This is a genomic window from Acinetobacter soli (assembly GCF_018139125.1).
Lineage (GTDB): Bacteria > Pseudomonadota > Gammaproteobacteria > Pseudomonadales > Moraxellaceae > Acinetobacter > Acinetobacter soli.
The window spans coordinates 1,773,290-1,797,443 of the sequence record NZ_CP073241.1 but is presented as its reverse complement, the minus strand read 5'-3'; the positions used below and the strand labels follow the sequence as shown (position 1 = coordinate 1,797,443).

Below are 24,154 nucleotides of genomic sequence, written 5' to 3'. Positions count from 1 at the left end.
CGCTTGGGTTCATGGAGATAAAAATGTCTCAACAGTTTGATCTTGTTGTAATTGGCGGTGGACCTGGTGGCTATGAAGCGGCAATTCGCGCTGCTCAGCTTGGCTTTAAAGTTGCGTGTATTGAAAAGCGTATCCATAAAGGCAAGCCATCTTTAGGTGGTACCTGCTTAAACGTGGGCTGTATCCCGTCTAAAGCACTCTTAGACTCAGCGCATCGCTTTGAAGATACCGCACATCACCTAGATGACCACGGTATTACAACAGGTGAAGTCAAAATTGACATCGCAAAAATGTTGGCACGTAAAGATAAAGTTGTCGAAAACTTAACGGGCGGTGTGGCTCAGTTATTAAAAGGCAATGGTATCGAGTGGTTACAAGGGACAGGTAAACTCCTTGCAGGTAAAAAAGTTGAGTTTGTGCCATTTGAAGGCGAAACTCAGGTTTTAGAGCCGAAATACGTGATTCTTGCTTCTGGTTCAGTACCAGTAAATATTCCGGTAGCACCAGTTGATCAAGACTTGATTGTTGACTCAACTGGCGCACTCGAGTTTGCTGAAGTACCTAAGCGTTTAGGTGTGATTGGCGCGGGTGTAATTGGTCTCGAGCTTGGTTCTGTATGGCGTCGTTTGGGGGCTGAAGTTGTTGTGTTTGAAGCATTGGATACATTCCTTCCAATGGCAGATAAGGCACTTGCTAAAGACTTCCAAAAAATCTTGACCAAACAAGGTCTTGATATTCGCATTGGTGCAAAAGTTGCTGCGACTGAAGTAAATGGTCGTGAAGTGACTGTGAAATACAACCAAGGCGGCGAAGACAAAGAACAAGTATTCGACAAGCTTATCGTTTGTGTTGGCCGTAAGCCATATGCAGAAGGTTTGTTGGCTGAAGATGCGGGTATCAAGTTGACTGAACGTGGTTTCATTGAAGTCAACGACCACTGCGCAACATCTCTTGAAGGTGTTTATGCAATTGGTGATCTTGTACGTGGTCCTATGCTTGCGCATAAAGCCATGGAAGAAGGTGTAATGGCGGTTGAACGTATTCACGGTCACGCAGCACAAGTGAACTACGATACAATTATCAGCGTTATTTATACGCATCCTGAAGCAGCTTGGGTTGGCTTAACTGAAGAAGCAGCGAAAGAAAAAGGTCATGACGTTAAAACGGGTCAATTCCCATTTGCAGTCAATGGCCGTGCTTTAGCAGCAGGTGAAGCAGCAGGTTTTGTGAAGTTTGTGGCTGATGCAAAAACCGACCGTTTGTTGGGTATGCACGTGATTGGACCAGGTGCATCTGACATTGTTCACCAAGGTATGATTGCACTTGAGTTTGTTTCTTCTGTAGAAGATTTACAATTAATGACATTTGGTCATCCAACCTATTCTGAAGTGGTGCATGAAGCCGCTTTAGCGGTTGATGGTCGTGCCATTCACGCAATTCAACGCAAACGTAAGTAAGATTGAAAAGAGCGGTTTAGACCGCTCTTTTTTGTTTAAGATGGTTGTTTATATTTGAATAATCATCTAAAAATAAGTACAAATGAAATTGAAAAAATGATCTGTATTTACTGAGACGGATGTTTAAGTACAGGTTAGTTATAACAAGGGCAAAAGTCGTAAAAAGGTAACTAAATGAATTTACATGAGTATCAAGCCAAAACATTGTTGAAAAAATATGGCGTGTCAGTCCAAGAAGGAATTTTGGCACGAAATGCAGAAGAAGCAGTTGCTGCATTTGAACAATTAGGTGGCAAGTTTGCCGTGATGAAAGCCCAAGTACATGCGGGTGGCCGCGGTAAAGCTGGTGGTGTAAAGGTAGTTAAATCGAAAGAAGAAGCTGCAGACTACGCCAACCAATTGATTGGTACGAATCTTGTCACATATCAAACCGATGCCAACGGCCAGCCGGTCAACAGTGTCTTGATCTGCGAAGATGTGTATCCCGTTGAACGTGAGCTATACCTAGGTGCTGTGGTGGATCGTTCAAGCCGTCGCGTAACTTTTATGGCTTCAACCGAAGGTGGTGTTGAAATCGAGAAAGTAGCTGAAGAAACGCCAGAGAAAATTATTAAAGTCGAAGTAGATCCACTAGTAGGTTTACAACCGTTCCAAGCACGTGAAGTTGCATTTGCATTACAACTTAAAGACAAACAGGTCAGCCAGTTTGTGAAGCTAATGACAGGTGCTTATCAAGCATTTGTAGAAAATGATTTTGCCCTATTTGAAATTAATCCACTCTCAGTTCGTGAAAACGGCGATATCCTTGCGGTCGATGCTAAAATTGGCATCGATTCAAACGCCTTGTATCGTTTGCCAGAGCTTGCAGCAGCACGTGACAAATCACAAGAAAATGAGCGCGAATTAAAAGCGTCTGAGTTTGAACTGAACTATGTCGCACTTGAAGGTAATATTGGCTGTATGGTCAATGGTGCAGGGCTTGCAATGGCCACAATGGACATTATCAAACTGTACGGCGGTCAACCTGCAAACTTCCTTGATGTAGGCGGTGGTGCAACCAAAGAGCGCGTGATTGAAGCATTTAAGCTCATCTTGGCTGATACCTCTGTTCAAGGTGTCTTAATCAATATCTTTGGTGGAATTGTACGTTGCGACATGATTGCCGAAGCCATTATTGCAGCCGTTCAAGAGGTGAATGTAACCGTTCCTGTCGTGGTTCGTCTAGAAGGCAACAACGCAGAATTGGGTGCAAAAATTCTCGACGAATCGGGTTTAAAACTGACATCTGCCAACGGATTATCGGATGCGGCAGAGAAAATTGTTGCTGCGGTAAAAGGTTAAGGGAGTATAAAAATGAGCGTATTAATTAATAAAGACACAAAAGTATTGGTTCAAGGTTTTACGGGTAAAAACGGCACATTTCATTCAGCCCAAGCGCTAGATTACGGCACGAAAGTCGTGGGTGGGGTAACGCCAGGCAAAGGTGGAACTACTCATCTGGACTTGCCAGTATTTAATACCATGAAAGATGCGGTTCGTGAAACTCATGCTGATGCATCGGTTATTTATGTTCCGGCGCCTTTTGTTTTAGACTCCATTGTTGAAGCGGTCGATTCAGGTGTGAGTCTGATTGTTGTGATCACTGAAGGTGTGCCAACCCTAGATATGCTCAAAGCCAAGCGTTACCTTGAAACCTACGGTAATGGTGTGCGTTTAGTTGGACCAAACTGCCCAGGTGTGATTACTCCAGGCGAATGTAAAATCGGAATTATGCCGGGTCATATTCATCAACCGGGTCGTATTGGAATTATTTCTCGTTCGGGTACTTTGACTTATGAGGCTGTGGCGCAAACCACAAAACTCGGTTTAGGTCAGTCTACTTGTATCGGAATTGGGGGTGATCCAATTCCAGGAATGAACCAAATCGATGCGTTGAAACTTTTCCAAGATGACCCAGATACCGATGCGATCATTATGATTGGTGAAATTGGTGGCTCTGCGGAAGAAGAAGCAGCTGAATACATCCAATCGAATGTGAGTAAGCCAGTTGTTGGATACATTGCTGGTGTGACTGCACCAAAAGGCAAACGTATGGGGCATGCAGGCGCAATTATTTCGGGCGGTAAAGGGACAGCAGAAGAGAAATTTGCTGCATTTGAACGTGCAGGCATGGCGTATACGCGTAGCCCAGCCGAACTCGGCTCAACCATGCACAAGGTCCTTAAGGAAAAAGGTTTGGTATAATTTTTAAGCTTTATCCAATAAAAACCCTTCAGAACATCTGAAGGGTTTTTTTATGAACAAATCATTCGATATATCGGATTTTAAGTTCGTATCTAAAAAGAAAAATTCTATATCTTTCATCAAGTACTGGCTTAGATTAAAAGTCTGATGACGTATGTCCTTGAGTGAAGACTACTATTGCAAATTTTTAATAAGATCGTTTAATTTAATTTGTTTAGTTATTCTTAAACTCGTTATAAGCTGACGCTGTAATGATAGTAATAAAATTAAAAAACAGCACCATAAAATGAGACGCAAAAAAAAGCGTAATGATTGGGGTGATCATTACGCAGAACAACGAATCTGTAATAACAGTTTCGGTTAAGGAGAAGAGTTATGAACTTGGGGGAGTGCATAACCTATGAACCTAATATACTCAAGGTCTACTCAGAGTTCATTGGTATTCACGTTAACATGTGTTAAATCACGTTAAATAATCGATCAAAATGTAGGCTTGCTTTCGACCAAAGTCGTACTGCCGCTGAATAAGACAGTACTTCAATGGTGTTTCGATCATGATCGATTAGAACTTGAATAAGCCAAGCCCATCTTTTACTTCATCCAGTGTGGCTTGGGTTATGTTCTGACATTTGATTGTACCTTCGCGCAAGATATCCATGATGTAATCTGGATCTTTAGCCAACGCTTCACGACGTTCACGGATAGGTGAAATCAATTCTTTTAAAATACCTTCAAGGCGTTTTTTTACAGTTCCATCACCGAGACCACCACGGCGATAGTGAGCCTTTAAAGCCTCAACTTCTTCTTTGTCTGGATCAAATGCATCTAGATATGCAAATACAATGTTGCCCTCGACCTGACCTGGATCTTCAATGCGTAAGTGATTTGGATCGGTATACATTGCATTGACGGCTTTTTTAATATCTTTATCACTTGCATTTAATACAATGGTATTGCCAAGAGATTTCGACATTTTTGCCTTACCATCAAATCCAGGTAAACGTCCTGTATTTGAAAGTAGGGCTTTACATTCAGGAAGCAAATCTTGACCAATCTGACGATTCACACGGCGTACCAATTCATTGGTCTGTTCAATCATTGGAATTTGGTCTTCACCCACCGGAACGACGGTCGCTTTAAAGGCAGTAATATCGGCTGCCTGTGCCACTGGATAGCATAAAAAACCTGCTGGAATATCACGCTCAAACCCACGCATCTGAATTTCAGATTTAATAGTCGGGTTACGCTCAAGACGTGCAACAGTCACAAAGTTAAGGTACAACATGGTCAGTTCATTCAGTGCTGGCAAGCATGATTGAACACAGATCGTGGTTTTAGTTGGATCGATGCCCACAGCCAAATAATCCAGTGCCACTTCAAGAATATTACGGCGTACTTTGTCTGGATTGTCTGCATTGTCTGTTAGGGCTTGAGCGTCTGCCAACAAGATATGCTGATGATGACTATCTTGTAAACCGACACGAGAACGTAAAGAACCGACAAAATGTCCGAGATGCAATTGTCCAGTCGGACGGTCACCTGTCAAAATAATAGGTCGTTGATCAACACTGCTCATTATATAGTCCACTACTAAATGGGTTTATTCAGAGGCTAAGCCGCTGCAATATAAAAGAATGGGGTTATTGTACGGGAAATAAAAATAAATCGTCAGCAATCCACGGCACTTTTCATAAAATAATCCTGTCAATCTATCGGTTAAAATTACAGAAATTCAAAAAAATCGTCTTACAATAGAGAGATAAAAATCAATTCGGATAAAAAATGGCAACTGGCTTACTTGTACTTCTCGATGATATTGCAACGATTTTGGATGATGTTGCCCTCATGAGTAAAATGGCAGCGAAAAAAACCGCTGGCGTATTGGGAGATGATCTGGCGTTAAATGCCCAGCAAGTAACAGGTGTTCGCGCCGAGCGTGAAATACCGGTGGTATGGGGCGTAGCAAAAGGCTCTTTTATTAATAAACTGATTTTGGTGCCATTGGCATTATTAATTTCGGTGGTCGCACCTTGGCTCATTAATCCGTTACTCATGATTGGTGGTTTATTTTTATGTTATGAAGGGATTGAAAAAGTCATTCATAGTTTGTTTTCAAAAAAAGCACACGCTGAAAAATACACAGATCCACAACAACAAAACCATGAAACTGATTTAGCTGCTTTTGAAAAACAAAAAATAAAAGGTGCCATTCGCACCGATTTTATTCTTTCTGCCGAAATTGTGGTGATTTCATTAGGTACTGTTGCCGCAGCAGCATTTATGACCAAAGTTATGGTACTCAGTATTATCGCAATTGTAATGACTGTGGGTGTTTATGGTTTTGTTGCCATGATTGTAAAAATTGATGATTTGGGCTTGTACTGGACCAAGCAAAGTTCGTCTTTTAAACAAAAACTTGGGAATGCGTTGTTGGTATTTGCACCTTGGTTAATGAAAGCCTTGTCTGTGGTTGGAACGATTGCGATGTTTTTAGTGGGAGGTGGCATTATTGCGCATACGATTCCACTGATTCATCACTTTAGCGAAGAAACCAGTGATCATTTAGAAATGATTCCCACAGTTGGGAATATTATTGGTGCGATTACCCCAACATTGATTAATTTTGGAATAGGTATGCTGGCAGGTTTGATCGTGTTTATGATCGTAACCGTATTTCAAAAAATGAAAGCGAAAGCCGCATAAACGATTGGAGATGATCTATGCGTTGGAAAGGTCGACGAGTCAGTAGCAATGTGGAAGATCGCCGTGGAAGTAGTGGTGCTAAAGTGGGTGGCATCAGTATCGTCGGTTTGGTGGTGGCATTTGTGGCATGGAAATTTTTTGGTGTCGATCCGCAACAAGCCTATCAGGCAACTCAGCAGATAACAGCCGCACAAAGTCAGACGGGTACAGCACCAGAGCAATTATCTGCTGAACAAAAAGAAGCCTCAGATTTTGTAGGAACAATTTTGGCAGACACAGAAGACACTTGGACGCCCATCTTCCAACAGCTGGGGCAAAGCTATGTTGCGCCAAAATTAGTGTTGTTTAATGGCCGTGATCAATCTGCCTGTGGTACTGCGGAGTCGGCGATGGGGCCTTTTTATTGTCCAACCGATCAAAAAGTTTATATCGATACACAGTTCTTTAAAGAGATGCGCCAACAAATGGGGATATCAGGCGATAAAAATCAGACTGAACTGAGCAGACAAGATCAGGCAGGCGATTTTGCTCAGGCCTATGTCGTGGCACATGAGGTAGGACATCATATTCAAAATTTATTGGGTATATCCTCTCAGGTACAACGTGCGCAAGCACAGGCCAATCGTACTCAAGCCAATCAACTTTCTGTACGTATTGAACTACAGGCCGACTGCTTTGCCGGAATATGGGCCAATCGAAATCAAGAACGCACGCAATTTTTAGAGGCTGGAGATGTCGAAGAAGCCATGGATGCAGCACAAAAAATTGGAGATGATTATCTTCAGAAGCGTGCAACAGGGCAGGTGGTCCCTGATAGTTTTACCCATGGTACCAGTCAACAGCGCATGCATTGGTTTGAAACTGGATTAAAAAGTGGTGACTTGAATCAGTGTGATACATTCAATAGTCGTTCAATTTAAAAAAGAAGGTGACACCTTCTTTTTTATTTTTTAAGAAACTGCTTGAAGTTGCGAAGAATTCGGTAACTACAATATAGAGCGATCAAGGCAAAAATACCGACGCCAAAAAGTACATATTTTAAATTGCTAATGTCTTGAGCATACAATGACTTGATGTCTTGCTCAGACCAAGTGTAAGAGCCAGGCATATTGGTCTGGGTATCCATATAACGTATTTTCTCAAGATAACTATGTGTACCAAAGGTTTGAAACGTTGCATCCTGAATTACACGTGTCCCAATTTCGTTATAGCGGTCTGTACATAAGGTTGCAAGATAATGTTCGCAATTCAATTTCGCGATATATCCGCGATCTTGTAGCACAATATAAAAAGCTTGGTTGGGCTTTTTATTGTTACTCAATAGACGATAAGTATGTGTCGCATCACTTTGAATCTGTGAAATCTGTTTGTGGGTATATTCATCCTCGGCATTCCAGATTTCCTTTGCCTTACTATAAAAGGTTAAGATGAGTGCCGCCGTAATTAAAAAAATACAGGTAGCTGAGACAAGCCGAACAACAGTTTTAATCGATTGATGCATGTGCGAGGACTTCCTTTTGAACGCCATTAAAATAACTGATTTGATTCAATTCACAAAGAAGTTTTCTACTTAAGCTTAAGTGTTTGATAAAATTAAACATTATGGTTTTTTTGTTAATAAAGTTAATTTTTGGCAATATCCAAAGTAAATTTAAGTAAAATTACAGATCTGTTTATTTATATGATCCATAAGGATATTTATGGGTAGTTTTTTTCTCCTTCAAGTTCTCACGGTTATTTTTGCGCTGTCGATTGCAACCACAATTTTTAATAAGCGTATTTTAAATTTCCCTCAGGCGATTGGTGTGCCGATTGTTTCGGCCGTTTTAGTTTTTATTTTGCAATGGGGAGCCAGCCTGTTAAATGGCAACCAGTTTATTACCATTAATATTCATAATATTGAAAATGCAGTAAAAAGCATTGATTTTTATGATTTCCTAATCAATGGTGTGATTTGTTTTATTTTAACCTCCTCAGCACTCAAATTTAAAATTTCAGATTTGCGCAATCATTGGAAGCCAATCGGCATCTTGGCCACTATTGCGTTGGTGCTCTGTGCTGTCTTGTTCGCAGGTTTATTGTTTGGTTTTCAATACTTGATTGGAAATCCTGTTCCAATTCTGGTTTTACTGTTACTTGGTTCTGCATTGGGAGCAACAGATCCGATTGGTATCAAAGGGGTATTAAGTTCAGTTCGCGCCCCGCATCACCTGATTGTTAAACTTGAAGGTGAGTCACTCTTTAATGACGCCATGTGTATCGCCGTGTTTATGACCCTTTTAAATGTACTTAAAGGGGAGCACTTTAGCTTGGTGGGCACAATCGAAAACTTTCTTTACGAAATCGTGGTCGCTGTGATTATTGGTTGGGCATTTGGTGTCGGAATTTTACGTCTGTTGCGTGGTAAGCACGAGATGGAATCTTTAATTCTGACGACAGCGTTATTGGCAAGTGGTGCCTATTTGGTGTCATTGTTCGCACATGCATCGGCACCGATTGCTTGTGTGATTGGCGGCTTGATTGTTGGAAATAAGTGGAAAGAAATTTTACAAGAACGTGAAATTCGCGAAGTGAACCATTTCTGGCACACCGTAGAAGGCATTATTAACTCATTTTTATTTACTTTGATTGGTCTTGAGCTTTTTATTCTAGATTTAAGTACAAGCATGATCTTAGGTGGAATTTTCGCCTTTATCGCGTTACATATTTCGCGCTTTGTCGCAAACTTTCTCTCGTTTTCTTTTTTCCCGTCATTTAAGCATAAGAGTTACAACGGCAGTCTGGCAATTTTATCGTGGGGTGGTGTTCGAGGTGGAATTTCATTGGCCTTGATTCTTGCGGTCGCCAACGTACCTGAGCTACGAGATTACAGCAGTATTTTAATTGGGTATACCTTTATTAGTGTGCTGATGTCGGGAGTGGTTTGTGGACTTGGTTTACCTGCTGTGATGAATGCATTTTATTATAATCCCAATGAAGAAACTCAAGGATTTAAAGGCTGGTATCAACGTATGTGCCACAAAATGAACCGCAAAGGGTATAAGTATATTGTAGGAGAAGATGCATATGGCAACGAAACAATCACCATTTACGACATGGATAAACTAACCGATCAGAAAGCCGAAGATGGTATTGCGACGGTTCATAATCCCACAAAAGTACAAGAAGCGAAAAGACTGGAGAATCCGAATAATTTTTAAATATATCGAGTATTCATAATTTGATCATTCGATTGTTTAATAGAATTTATGAATAAGTATAATTTAAATAAAAATATACATCATGTTATTCAATGAGCTAAAAATTGTGATTGAGCTGATTGAACTCGGTTCTTTCACACTTTTTAAATCAATTACTAAGTTTAAAGAGGTTGCCCAAGTTTTCTATAAGATTCTTGTATCAGAGATTTGTATCAAAATTGTTCGATCGTGGAATTTTTTTTATAAAAAATATATATAAATCAATTAATTAAAATAAAAAATTTACTATAAGGTAAATATAAGCATAATTTATGTGAACCAGTTATCACTTTTTTTTGTTTTTTGAGCTGTTTTTGTATTTATTTTTTTCTTTTTTGAATGTTTAATGGTATGGATTACGTGCAAAAATCATAAAAGATGGTTGTTTTGAGTAAGCCATCACGGTGTGGGGAAGCACATTAAAAAATATAAAGCATACGAGAGAGATGAAAGTCATGCCAAACATACAAATTATCGCTAAAGAATCGCATGCCGTATTGGCAGATATCACAGGAAACTCCGCCAAACTCACAGAAGCATCTGTTGTATTGGTTAAGGTTTCAGCAGATGATGTTCAAGAAGTAACCCGTGATGGTACCAGTGCTATCATTAAGCTCAAGAATGGCGAAGTCATCGTTATTGACGACTTTTTCAGTACGGAAGGTCCTACAGACAATAGCCTAGTTTTTCAAGATGATTCTAATAAACTGATCTGGGTACAATTCACAGATGCACAAGGCGCCCTGCTTGAAAATGTGGCGTATCAACCAATCGATTCAATCGAGCCTTTATTATATGGTCACAGTGAAACAAGTCCATGGGCATGGGCAGCCGTTCCAGTAACTGCAGGTGGTATCTTGTGGTGGGCGCACAATCGAGATAGTGATAACGATAACAATAACCCGCCTGTGGTTAACCCGCCTGCAACACCTACCACTCCAGCAACTGTCTTTGACGATAAACAACCAATCACTGGCAATGTAAGCAACGGCAGCTCCACGAATGATGCATCTCCTTTAATTAGTGGTACAGGCACAGCTGGCACGACAATTACGGTATATGACGGCAATACTGTTTTGGGTACTACCACCGTAGGTTCAGACGGTAAATGGTCATTTACACCAACCACACCATTAACCGATGGCACGCATAGCATTACTTATACAGTTAAAGATGCGGCGGGAAATGAAAGCGGTAAGAGCCCAGCAATTGACTTTACCGTGGATACCATCGCACCAGATACGCCAACAACTGCTCCAAATGCTACAGATGATGTTGCACCTGTCATTGGCCCAATTACTGCTGGCAGTTCGACCAATGACAATACTCCAACATTAACGGGTACAGGCACTGCGGGCGACATCATTACCGTCTATGATGGCGCTACTAAACTAGGTACAGCCACAGTGGGTTCAGATGGGAAATGGTCATTTACACCATCACCTGCGCTAGCAGATGGCTCACACAGTATTTCTTACACAGCAACAGATAAAGCGGGAAATGAAAGCGGTAAGAGTCCAGCAATTGACTTTACCGTGGATACCATCGCACCAGATACGCCAACAACTGCTCCAAATGCTACAGATGATGTTGCACCTGTCATTGGTCCAATTACTGCTGGTAGTTCGACCAATGACAATACCCCAACATTAACGGGTACAGGCACTGCGGGCGATATCATTACCGTTTATGATGGCGCTACCAAACTGGGTACAGCCACAGTGGGTTCAGATGGGAAATGGTCATTTACACCATCACCTGCGCTAGCAGATGGCTCACACAGTATTTCTTACACAGCAACAGATAAAGCGGGAAATGAAAGCGGTAAGAGTCCAGCAATTGACTTTACCGTAGATACCATCCCGCCATTGGCAAATGCAGTCACGGTACTGGATCTGTACGATGATGTGGGCGCGATTCAGGGCACCATCAGCAACAGTCCAGATAGTCTGACCGATGACACCCGTCCGGCATATTCAGGAACGGCAGATGCCTCGGTGGCGATCGTGAAAGTCTACGACAATGGCGCATACCTAGGCAGTGCGACCGTGGGTACAGATGGCAAATGGAGCTTCACGCCAAGTACACCGATTGGTGCAGGACCGCACAGTTTCACTGCCAGTGGTGTGGATGCAGCAGGTAACGAAGGACCGCAAAGCGCGGCATGGCAATTCAAGGTGGTGGGTGCAGCCCCATCGGCGCCATCCATTCAGAGCGTGACGGATAATCAGGGTGATGTGACAGGAGATCTGCAGAAGAACCAGACCACAGATGACCGCACGCCGACCATCAGTGGTACCGGGCAAGTGGGTGCGGTGGTGACGGTATATGTTGACGGCACGGCAGTGGGTTCAACCACAGTGGCTTCAGACGGGACCTGGAGTGTGACCACGACGGATCTAGGTGCAGACGGCACCAAGAACCTGATTGCGAAACAGACCGACGGTGCAGGCCAGTCGAGCCCGGATTCGGGTGCTTATCCAATCGTACTGGATACCACAGCGCCGGCTACACCGACTACAGCTCCAACAGGAACAGATGATCAAGCACCTGTTATTGGACCTATTACATCAGGTGGTTCAACTAATGACAGTACCCCAACTATTGCTGGTACAGGCACAGCAGGTAATGTGATTACCATTAAAGATGGTGATACGGTACTGGGCAGCACCACCGTTGCAAGCGATGGCACCTGGAGCTTCACGCCAAATACACCTTTGACAGATGGTAGCCACAGTATTGGATACACTGAAAAGGATCCGGCAGGTAATGAAAGTGGTAAAAGTCCAACATTAGACTTTAATCTAGACACCACGAATGTGGTGGTAAGCATCAACAAGGCGGTCGACAATGTTGGCAGCAAGGTCGGTGACTTGGCCAACAATGCTGCAACCGATGACACCACACCAACACTGGTGGGAACAGGTACAGCGGGAGCGATTGTGACGATCAGCGTCGATGGTGGCGCGGCAGTTGGCTCAGCGGTGGTGAATAGTAGCGGTAACTGGAGCTACACCTTACCAACACAAAGCGAAGGGTCACATAGCTATACGGCCACTGCGAGCAATGCGGCAGGAACACAAGGCAGCGCGAGTTTCAATCTGACGATTGACACCACGGCACCGAGCATTCCGAGCATTGGTCTGGTGAGTGACGATGTGGGTCTGGTACAAGGTCCGCTTGGCAACGGTGCCAGCACGGATGACACCACGCCGACACTCAGTGGTACAGGCGCGACACCGGGTGATGTGATCAAGGTATATGACGGCAATGATGTGGTGGGCAGTGTCACGGTAGGAGCAGATGGTAGCTGGAACTACACCATCCCGGCACCTGGCTTGACCGAAGGTCCGCACAACCTAAGCGTGACTGCGACCGATCCTGTGGGCAACGAAAGTGGCAAGAGCGATCCGTTTACAGTCAATGTGGATCTGACCGCACCGACCGCGACAGCAAGTCTGGTGAGCATTACCCAAGACACCGGCAGTTCAGGCAGTGACTTTGTGACCAGCGACAACACCTTGGTGTTCAACCTGAGCACGACAGGCACGCTGGCGTCAGGCGAATATGTACAGATTTCACTCAATGGCGGTGCAACCTGGATCAATGCAGTCCAAGGCAGTGGCAACAGCTGGAGCTATGACAACACAGGCAATACGCTTGCCGATGGCAGCTACAGCATCCAGACCCGCGTGGTGGATGCAGCTGGCAATACCGGCACTGCGGCGACACAAGTGATCGTGGTCGATACCCAAGCTCCGACCACCGACAACAGCATTAGCCTGACTGGCTATGCAGACGATGTTGCGCCGAATACAGGAGACTTCGGTACAGGCACCACGACCAACGACACCTCACCATTGCTCAAAGGTACAGTGACAGGTCTTAAAGAAGGCGATAGCGTACAGATTTATGAAGGCACTACTTTACTGGGTACAGCAACCGTCATCGGTGGAAGCTTCAGTTACCAGTTGAGCAATGTCAGCGAAGGACCACACAGCTACACTGCTGCGATTGTAGATCAGGCCGGCAATGTGGGTACGACTTCAACAAGCTTCAACCTGACCGTAGATACCATCCCGCCATTGGCAAATGCAGTCACGGTGCTGGATCTATACGATGATGTGGGCGCGATTCAGGGCACCGTCAGCAACAGTCCAGATAGTCTGACCGATGACACCCGTCCGGCATATTCAGGAACGGCAGATGCCTCGGTGGCGATCGTGAAAGTCTACGACAATGGCGCATACCTAGGCAGTGCGACCGTGGGTACAGATGGCAAATGGAGCTTCACGCCAAGTACACCGATTGGTGCAGGACCACACAGTTTCACCGCCAGTGGTGTGGATGCAGCAGGTAACGAAGGACCGCAAAGCGCGGCATGGCAATTCAAGGTGGTGGGTGCAGCCCCATCGGCGCCATCCATTCAGAGCGTGACGGATAATCAGGGTGATGTGACAGGAGATCTGCAGAAGAACCAGACCACAGATGACCGCACGCCGACCATCAGTGGTACCGGGCAAGTGGGTGCGGTGGTGACGGTATATGTTGACGGCACGGCAGTGGGTTCAACCACAGTGGCTTCAGACGGGACCTGGAGTGTGACCACGACGGATCTAGGTGCAGACGGCACCAAGAACCTGATTGCGAAACAGACCGACGGTGCAGGCCAGTCGAGCCCGGATTCAGGTGCTTATCCAATCGTACTGGATACCACAGCGCCAGTGAAACCTGGTGTGGTGACAGCAATTGACGATCAAGGCCAGATCCAAGGTCCGATTGCCAATAACGGCACCACCGACGACAAGAATCCAGAATTCAAAGGTACGGGTACCGCAGGTGACGTGATTACCATTAAAGATGGCAACACGGTACTGGGCAGCACCACCGTTGCAAGCGATGGCACCTGGAGCTTCACGCCATCGACAGGCTTGGCAGACGGGGCACACAGCATTACCACGACTGCGACGGATGCGGCAGGCAACACCAGCGCGGCCAGTGATGCACTGAACTTTACGGTAGACACCACGAATGTGGTGGTAAGCATCAACAAGGCGGTCGACAATGTTGGCAGCAAGGTCGGTGACTTGGCCAACAATGCTGCAACCGATGACACCACACCAACACTGGTGGGAACAGGTACAGCGGGAGCGATTGTGACGATCAGCGTCGATGGTGGCGCGGCAGTTGGCTCAGCGGTGGTGAATAGTAGCGGTAACTGGAGCTACACCTTACCAACACAAAGCGAAGGGTCACATAGCTATACGGCCACTGCGAGCAATGCGGCAGGAACACAAGGCAGCGCGAGTTTCAATCTGACGATTGACACCACGGCACCGAGCATTCCGAGCATTGGTCTGGTGAGTGACGATGTGGGTCTGGTACAAGGTCCGCTTGGCAACGGTGCCAGCACGGATGACACCACGCCGACACTCAGTGGTACAGGCGCGACACCGGGTGATGTGATCAAGGTATATGACGGCAATGATGTGGTGGGCAGTGTCACGGTAGGAGCAGATGGTAGCTGGAACTACACCATCCCGGCACCTGGCTTGACCGAAGGTCCGCACAACCTAAGCGTGACTGCGACCGATCCTGTGGGCAACGAAAGTGGCAAGAGCGATCCGTTTACAGTCAATGTGGATCTGACCGCACCGACCGCGACAGCAAGTCTGGTGAGCATTACCCAAGACACCGGCAGTTCAGGCAGTGACTTTGTGACCAGCGACAACACCTTGGTGTTCAACCTGAGCACGACAGGCACGCTGGCGTCAGGCGAATATGTACAGATTTCACTCAATGGCGGTGCAACCTGGATCAATGCAGTCCAAGGCAGTGGCAACAGCTGGAGCTATGACAACACAGGCAATACGCTTGCCGATGGCAGCTACAGCATCCAGACCCGCGTGGTGGATGCAGCTGGCAATACCGGCACTGCGGCGACACAAGTGATCGTGGTCGATACCCAAGCTCCGACCACCGACAACAGCATTAGCCTGACTGGCTATGCAGACGATGTTGCGCCGAATACAGGAGACTTCGGTACAGGCACCACGACCAACGACACCTCACCATTGCTCAAAGGTACAGTGACAGGTCTTAAAGAAGGCGATAGCGTACAGATTTATGAAGGCACTACTTTACTGGGTACAGCAACCGTCACCGGTGGAAGCTTCAGTTACCAGTTGAGCAATGTCAGCGAAGGACCACACAGCTACACTGCTGCGATTGTAGATCAGGCCGGCAATGTGGGTACGACTTCAACAAGCTTCAACCTGACCGTAGATACCATCCCGCCATTGGCAAATGCAGTCACGGTGCTGGATCTATACGATGATGTGGGCGCGATTCAGGGCACCGTCAGCAACAGTCCAGATAGTCTGACCGATGACACCCGTCCGGCATATTCAGGAACGGCAGATGCCTCGGTGGCGATCGTGAAAGTCTACGACAATGGCGCATACCTAGGCAGTGCGACCGTGGGTACAGATGGCAAATGGAGCTTCACGCCAAGTACACCGATTGGTGCAGGACCACACAGTTTCACCGCCAGTGGTGTGGATGCAGCAGGTAACGAAGGACCGCAAAGCGCGGCATGGCAATTCAAGGTGGTGGGTGCAGCCCCATCGGCGCCATCCATTCAGAGCGTGACGGATAATCAGGGTGATGTGACAGGAGATCTGCAGAAGAACCAGACCACAGATGACCGCACGCCGACCATCAGTGGTACCGGGCAAGTGGGTGCGGTGGTGACGGTATATGTTGACGGCACGGCAGTGGGTTCAACCACAGTGGCTTCAGACGGGACCTGGAGTGTGACCACGACGGATCTAGGTGCAGACGGCACCAAGAACCTGATTGCGAAACAGACCGACGGTGCAGGCCAGTCGAGCCCGGATTCAGGTGCTTATCCAATCGTACTGGATACCACAGCGCCAGTGAAACCTGGTGTGGTGACAGCAATTGACGATCAAGGCCAGATCCAAGGTCCGATTGCCAATAACGGCACCACCGACGACAAGAATCCAGAATTCAAAGGTACGGGTACCGCAGGTGACGTGATTACCATTAAAGATGGCAACACGGTACTGGGCAGCACCACCGTTGCAAGCGATGGCACCTGGAGCTTCACGCCATCGACAGGCTTGGCAGACGGGGCACACAGCATTACCACGACTGCGACGGATGCGGCAGGCAACACCAGCGCGGCCAGTGATGCACTGAACTTTACGGTAGACACCACGAATGTGGTGGTAAGCATCAACAAGGCGGTCGACAATGTTGGCAGCAAGGTCGGTGACTTGGCCAACAATGCTGCAACCGATGACACCACACCAACACTGGTGGGAACAGGTACAGCGGGAGCGATTGTGACGATCAGCGTCGATGGTGGCGCGGCAGTTGGCTCAGCGGTGGTGGATAGTAGCGGTAACTGGAGCTACACCTTACCAACACAAAGCGAAGGGTCACATAGCTATACGGCCACTGCGAGCAATGCGGCAGGAACACAAGGCAGCGCGAGTTTCAATCTGACGATTGACACCACGGCACCGAGCATTCCGAGCATTGGTCTGGTGAGTGACGATGTGGGTCTGGTACAAGGTCCGCTTGGCAACGGTGCCAGCACGGATGACACCACGCCGACACTCAGTGGTACAGGCGCGACACCGGGTGATGTGATCAAGGTATATGACGGCAATGATGTGGTGGGCAGTGTCACGGTAGGAGCAGATGGTAGCTGGAACTACACCATCCCGGCACCTGGCTTGACCGAAGGTCCGCACAACCTAAGCGTGACTGCGACCGATCCTGTGGGCAACGAAAGTGGCAAGAGCGATCCGTTTACAGTCAATGTGGATCTGACCGCACCGACCGCGACAGCAAGTCTGGTGAGCATTACCCAAGACACCGGCAGTTCAGGCAGTGACTTTGTGACCAGCGACAACACCTTGGTGTTCAACCTGAGCACGACAGGCACGCTGGCGTCAGGCGAATATGTACAGATTTCACTCAATGGCGGTGCAACCTGGATCAATGCAGTCCAAGGCAGTGGCAACAGCTGGAGCTATGACAACACAGGCAATACGCTTGCCGATGGCAGCTACAGCATCCAGACCCGCGTGGTGGATGCAGCTGGCAATACCGGCACTGCGGCGACACAAGTGATCGTGGTCGATACCCAAGCTCCGACCACCGACAACAGCATTAGCCTGACTGGCTATGCAGACGATGTTGCGCCGAATACAGGAGACTTCGGTACAGGCACCACGACCAACGACACCTCACCATTGCTCAAAGGTACAGTGACAGGTCTTAAAGAAGGCGATAGCGTACAGATTTATGAAGGCACTACTTTACTGGGTACAGCAACCGTCACCGGTGGAAGCTTCAGTTACCAGTTGAGCAATGTCAGCGAAGGACCACACAGCTACACTGCTGCGATTGTAGATCAGGCCGGCAATGTGGGTACGACTTCAACAAGCTTCAACCTGACCGTAGATACCATCCCGCCATTGGCAAATGCAGTCACGGTGCTGGATCTATACGATGATGTGGGCGCGATTCAGGGCACCGTCAGCAACAGTCCAGATAGTCTGACCGATGACACCCGTCCGGCATATTCAGGAACGGCAGATGCCTCGGTGGCGATCGTGAAAGTCTACGACAATGGCGCATACCTAGGCAGTGCGACCGTGGGTACAGATGGCAAATGGAGCTTCACGCCAAGTACACCGATTGGTGCAGGACCACACAGTTTCACCGCCAGTGGTGTGGATGCAGCAGGTAACGAAGGACCGCAAAGCGCGGCATGGCAATTCAAGGTGGTGGGTGCAGCCCCATCGGCGCCATCCATTCAGAGCGTGACGGATAATCAGGGTGATGTGACAGGAGATCTGCAGAAGAACCAGACCACAGATGACCGCACGCCGACCATCAGTGGTACCGGGCAAGTGGGTGCGGTGGTGACGGTATATGTTGACGGCACGGCAGTGGGTTCAACCACAGTGGCTTCAGACGGGACCTGGAGTGTGACCACGACGGATCTAGGTGCAGACGGCACCAAGAACCTGATTGCGAAACAGACCGACGGTGCAGGCCAGTCGAGCCCGGATTCAGGTGCTTATCCAATCGTACTGGATACCACAGCGCCAGTGAAACCTGGTGTGGTGACAGCAATTGACGATCAAGGCCAGATCCAAGGTCCGATTGCCAATAACGGCACCACCGACGACAAGAATCCAGAATTCAAAGGTACGGGTACCGCAGGTGACGTGATTACCATTAAAGATGGCAACACGGTACTGGGCAGCACCACCGTTGCAAGCGATGGCACCTGGAGCTTCACGCCATCGACAGGCTTGGCAGACGGGGCACACAGCATTACCACGACTGCGACGGATGCGGCAGGCAACACCAGCGCGGCCAGTGATGCACTGAACTTTACGGTAGACACCACGAATGTGGTGGTAAGCATCAACAAGGCGGTCGACAATGTTGGCAGCAAGGTCGGTGACTTGGCCAACAATGCTGCAACCGATGACACCACACCAACACTGGTGGGAACAGGTACAGCGGGAGCGATTGTGACGATCAGCGTCGATGGTGGCGCGGCAGTTGGCTCAGCGGTGGTGAATAGTAGCGGTAACTGGAGCTACACCTTACCAACACAAAGCGAAGGGTCACATAGCTATACGGCCACTGCGAGCAATGCGGCAGGAACACAAGGCAGCGCGAGTTTCAATCTGACGATTGACACCACGGCACCGAGCATTCCGAGCATTGGTCTGGTGAGTGACGATGTGGGTCTGGTACAAGGTCCGCTTGGCAACGGTGCCAGCACGGATGACACCACGCCGACACTCAGTGGTACAGGCGCGACACCGGGTGATGTGATCAAGGTATATGACGGCAATGATGTGGTGGGCAGTGTCACGGTAGGAGCAGATGGTAGCTGGAACTACACCATCCCGGCACCTGGCTTGACCGAAGGTCCGCACAACCTAAGCGTGACTGCGACCGATCCTGTGGGCAACGAAAGTGGCAAGAGCGATCCGTTTACAGTCAATGTGGATCTGACCGCACCGACCGCGACAGCAAGTCTGGTGAGCATTACCCAAGACACCGGCAGTTCAGGCAGTGACTTTGTGACCAGCGACAACACCTTGGTGTTCAACCTGAGCACGACAGGCACGCTGGCGTCAGGCGAATATGTACAGATTTCACTCAATGGCGGTGCAACCTGGATCAATGCAGTCCAAGGCAGTGGCAACAGCTGGAGCTATGACAACACAGGCAATACGCTTGCCGATGGCAGCTACAGCATCCAGACCCGCGTGGTGGATGCAGCTGGCAATACCGGCACTGCGGCGACACAAGTGATCGTGGTCGATACCCAAGCTCCGACCACCGACAACAGCATTAGCCTGACTGGCTATGCAGACGATGTTGCGCCGAATACAGGAGACTTCGGTACAGGCACCACGACCAACGACACCTCACCATTGCTCAAAGGTACAGTGACAGGTCTTAAAGAAGGCGATAGCGTACAGATTTATGAAGGCACTACTTTACTGGGTACAGCAACCGTCACCGGTGGAAGCTTCAGTTACCAGTTGAGCAATGTCAGCGAAGGACCACACAGCTACACTGCTGCGATTGTAGATCAGGCCGGCAATGTGGGTACGACTTCAACAAGCTTCAACCTGACCGTAGATACCATCCCGCCATTGGCAAATGCAGTCACGGTGCTGGATCTATACGATGATGTGGGCGCGATTCAGGGCACCGTCAGCAACAGTCCAGATAGTCTGACCGATGACACCCGTCCGGCATATTCAGGAACGGCAGATGCCTCGGTGGCGATCGTGAAAGTCTACGACAATGGCGCATACCTAGGCAGTGCGACCGTGGGTACAGATGGCAAATGGAGCTTCACGCCAAGTACACCGATTGGTGCAGGACCACACAGTTTCACCGCCAGTGGTGTGGATGCAGCAGGTAACGAAGGACCGCAAAGCGCGGCATGGCAATTCAAGGTGGTGGGTGCAGCCCCATCGGCGCCATCCATTCAGAGCGTGACGGATAATCAGGGTGATGTGACAGGAGATCTGCAGAAGAACCAGACCACAGATGACCGCACGCCGACCATCAGTGGTACCGGGCAAGTGGGTGCGGTGGTGACGGTATATGTTGACGGCACGGCAGTGGGTTCAACCACAGTGGCTTCAGACGGGACCTGGAGTGTGACCACGACGGATCTAGGTGCAGACGGCACCAAGAACCTGATTGCGAAACAGACCGACGGTGCAGGCCAGTCGAGCCCGGATTCAGGTGCTTATCCAATCGTACTGGATACCACAGCGCCAGTGAAACCTGGTGTGGTGACAGCAATTGACGATCAAGGCCAGATCCAAGGTCCGATTGCCAATAACGGCACCACCGACGACAAGAATCCAGAATTCAAAGGTACGGGTACCGCAGGTGACGTGATTACCATTAAAGATGGCAACACGGTACTGGGCAGCACCACCGTTGCAAGCGATGGCACCTGGAGCTTCACGCCATCGACAGGCTTGGCAGACGGGGCACACAGCATTACCACGACTGCGACGGATGCGGCAGGCAACACCAGCGCGGCCAGTGATGCACTGAACTTTACGGTAGACACCACGAATGTGGTGGTAAGCATCAACAAGGCGGTCGACAATGTTGGCAGCAAGGTCGGTGACTTGGCCAACAATGCTGCAACCGATGACACCACACCAACACTGGTGGGAACAGGTACAGCGGGAGCGATTGTGACGATCAGCGTCGATGGTGGCGCGGCAGTTGGCTCAGCGGTGGTGAATAGTAGCGGTAACTGGAGCTACACCTTACCAACACAAAGCGAAGGGTCACATAGCTATACGGCCACTGCGAGCAATGCGGCAGGAACACAAGGCAGCGCGAGTTTCAATCTGACGATTGACACCACGGCACCGAGCATTCCGAGCATTGGTCTGGTGAGTGACGATGTGGGTCTGGTACAAGGTCCGCTTGGCAACGGTGCCAGCACGGATGACACCACGCCGACACTCAGTGGTACAGGCGCGACACCGGGTGATGTGATCAAGGTATATGACGGCAATGATGTGGTGGGCAGTGTCACGGTAGGAGCAGATGGTAGCTGGAACTACACCATCCCGGCACCTGGCTTGACCGAAGGTCCGCACAACCTAAGCGTGACTGCGACCGATCCTGTGGGCAACGAAAGCGGCAAGAGCGATCCGTTCAACCTGACTGTTGACCTAACTCCACCGAATGCACCATCGGGTACATTTAATGCTAGTGGTTCTGAGATTACAGGATCTGCTGAAGCTGGATCTGTTGTGAAAGTCAAAGATGCAAATGGTAATGTATTAGGCTCAGCGACTGCAGATTCAAGTGGCAAGTACACAGTGACTTTTGCCGATCCATTGGATGATGCTGAAAAAGTAAAAATTACAGCAACAGACAAAGCAGGCAATGAATCACAAGCCACAGATCTAACAGCACCAAATATTGTTATTGATGCGAAAGATAATATTGTTGAGGCTAAGGTCGACTTTACTTACCCAGTTACAGTAAATCCAAGTCAAAATATTATTAATGAAAGTTCGCTTATTAATATAGGAACTTCTACTTACCCTGGCTATTTTACTGTAGGCCAAGATCAGATAGCAGATGCGGTAATTTCAGTATCTACAGGTTCGCTTATTAACTTGTTTGATAATGCTGAAATGAAATTATACAAACAGCAAGATGATGGTAGCTGGAAGTTGATTGCAGATAATAAATCCCCTGGCTTGCTAGATTTGCTAGGTATTTTTGGTCAAACGACTAAAGTAACTGCCGAAGGATTAACACCTGGTAATTATCGATTTGACTTTACTGGCGGTTCATTAATCGGTCTAGGCACTTCGATTAAAGCAGATTTGCAATTAACAACCGAAAATACGGCTGCTAATCCAGTCGTGAGTGGCATTACTTCTAAAGAAGGCAATGTGATCATAGATAATGATCAAACCAATGGTCAGGATCAAGTAACATCACAAACCAAGGTGACAGCCGTGAATGGCCAAACTGTCGCTGCTGATGGTAGTACGACCACAGTTATCGGAGAGCATGGTACCTTAACCATTAAAGCGGATGGAAGCTATAAGTACACTCCTACTAGTAATGTAAACGTAATTGGTAAAACTGATGTCTTTACTTACACCATTACCGATACAACTTCAGGTAAGAGTGATACAGCTAAACTGATTGTTCAAATTGGAACTAATAGTGATCTAGACTTGACTTGGAATCCAAACAACCCAGAGGCAGATGCGACCAGCGTTGTTGCAACCAATAATGAGGATACTGTTGGCATTGGAGCGACCAATACTGAAACCACTGTGACTGGTCCATCGATCAATCAATCTTGGCTTGTTGGTCTTGGAGGAAGTCAAACTGTTGCAAGTCAAACCATCACCATTGCTCAAGGTAACTTGGGAGCTATTGAAATCGGTTTATCAACAAGTTCACTGGCGAGTTTAGGTGGAGCTGCATCTGTAATATTCCAAAAACTGGTAAATAACACATGGACAACGGTAGATATCATTTCTGCAAATAGCCTTGTTGATCTTATTGGATTGTTCCCGAACGGTAATGGTAAGGTCTATGGCGATTTGGAAGCTGGAGAGTATCGTTATGTTTTAAATTACAATCGAGGTGTAGGTCTTGCTGGTAACGTATCTGTTTCTAGTGAAGTAACTTCAACAGATCTCGACGCTTACACCGTAACTTCTCGTGAAACTGTAAAAGGAAATATCTTAACGGAAGATACTGGTGCAGGCGTAGACAACGTTGCATCTCAATACACCGATATCGCGATTTCAAACAATGGATCAGCTTACTCTACTGTCACTAGTACAGGTACAACGATTCAGGGAGCTCACGGTACACTTGTGATTAAGTCCGATGGTAGTTATACCTATACGCCAAATGCGACACTTACAGGTGGCGGCGAAGATCAGTTTACTTATAAACTGATTGCACCAAACGGCGATGAATCGACTGCAACACTGAAGTTTAATGCCGGCTTTGTATACAACACCAGTGCAGGTGCCGATATTATTACTAGCAGTGCAGGTGATGATACCTTCACCACCAATGCAGGTGCAGACAAAGTGATCTTCAACTTGTTGAATAACACTGATGCGACTGGTGGAAATGGTCATGACACATGGACTGATTTCAGCAAAGCACAAGGTGATAAAGTGGATATCAGTGCATTGTTAACAGGTCAAAGCGTCACAGCATCTAATATTGCGAATTACGTTACAGTAACCAAAGATGGTGCAGATACGGTAATTAGCATTGATCGTGATGGAACAGGAACAACCTACCAAAGCACTGAGTTGCTTACATTGAAAAATGTGAATACAACTCTAGATGAACTGTTGCAAAACAATCATTTGATTTACTAATTCGTTAGAAAAAAAAGAGGAC

The 24,154-nt window shown here is 47.4% G+C and carries 9 protein-coding genes; 7 read left to right on the top strand and 2 right to left on the bottom strand.

Going from position 1 to position 24,154, the window contains the following annotated elements; translation table 11 throughout:
- The first annotated feature begins 23 nt into the window (after positions 1–23).
- The 3 genes from lpdA (at position 24) to sucD (ending at position 3,701) form a co-directional block, all read left to right on the top strand.
- Entirely contained in the window at positions 24–1,457 is a 1,434-nt protein-coding gene (lpdA, locus tag KCV09_RS08220) for a dihydrolipoyl dehydrogenase (protein ID WP_004940928.1), read from the top strand.
- 174 nt (positions 1,458–1,631) lie between these two features.
- Positions 1,632–2,798 (top strand): ADP-forming succinate--CoA ligase subunit beta, encoded by a 1,167-nt coding sequence (gene sucC, locus KCV09_RS08215; RefSeq protein WP_004940924.1) that lies wholly within the window; start codon positions 1,632–1,634, stop codon positions 2,796–2,798.
- Between the two features lie 12 nt (positions 2,799–2,810).
- Positions 2,811–3,701: a succinate--CoA ligase subunit alpha gene (gene sucD, locus KCV09_RS08210; protein ID WP_004940921.1), complete on the top strand. Its 891-nt coding sequence runs from the start codon at positions 2,811–2,813 to the stop codon at positions 3,699–3,701.
- 562 nt (positions 3,702–4,263) lie between these two features.
- On the opposite strand, the gene trpS is transcribed toward sucD, so the two are convergent.
- Positions 4,264–5,277, bottom strand: a complete 1,014-nt coding sequence (trpS, locus tag KCV09_RS08205; protein WP_004940919.1) for a tryptophan--tRNA ligase — start codon at positions 5,275–5,277, stop codon at positions 4,264–4,266.
- A 206-nt stretch (positions 5,278–5,483) separates the two neighbouring features.
- Between trpS and KCV09_RS08200 the strand changes: the two genes are divergently transcribed.
- Both KCV09_RS08200 and ypfJ read left to right on the top strand, forming a co-directional pair.
- A complete protein-coding gene (locus KCV09_RS08200; protein ID WP_212515016.1) occupies positions 5,484–6,404 on the top strand; it encodes a DUF808 domain-containing protein in 921 nt (306 codons plus the stop codon).
- Between the two features lie 17 nt (positions 6,405–6,421).
- Positions 6,422–7,324 carry a KPN_02809 family neutral zinc metallopeptidase gene (gene ypfJ / locus KCV09_RS08195; protein WP_212515015.1) on the top strand — a complete coding sequence of 301 codons (903 nt, stop codon included), beginning with the start codon at positions 6,422–6,424 and terminating at the stop codon, positions 7,322–7,324.
- A 23-nt stretch (positions 7,325–7,347) separates the two neighbouring features.
- Here the strand turns inward: ypfJ and KCV09_RS08190 are convergent, their stop codons facing one another.
- Positions 7,348–7,905, bottom strand: coding sequence for a hypothetical protein (locus tag KCV09_RS08190; protein WP_004943159.1), 558 nt, complete (start codon positions 7,903–7,905; stop codon positions 7,348–7,350).
- Positions 7,906–8,104: 199 nt separating this feature from the next.
- Between KCV09_RS08190 and KCV09_RS08185 the strand changes: the two genes are divergently transcribed.
- Together KCV09_RS08185 and KCV09_RS16355 are read left to right on the top strand one after the other, a co-directional pair.
- Complete coding sequence (locus tag KCV09_RS08185) at positions 8,105–9,604, top strand: cation:proton antiporter (RefSeq protein ID WP_048765966.1); 1,500 nt, start codon at positions 8,105–8,107, stop codon at positions 9,602–9,604.
- A gap of 494 nt (positions 9,605–10,098) precedes the next feature.
- Complete coding sequence (locus KCV09_RS16355; protein ID WP_228301552.1) at positions 10,099–24,132, top strand: BapA/Bap/LapF family large adhesin; 14,034 nt, start codon at positions 10,099–10,101, stop codon at positions 24,130–24,132.
- Positions 24,133–24,154: the final 22 nt, after the last annotated feature.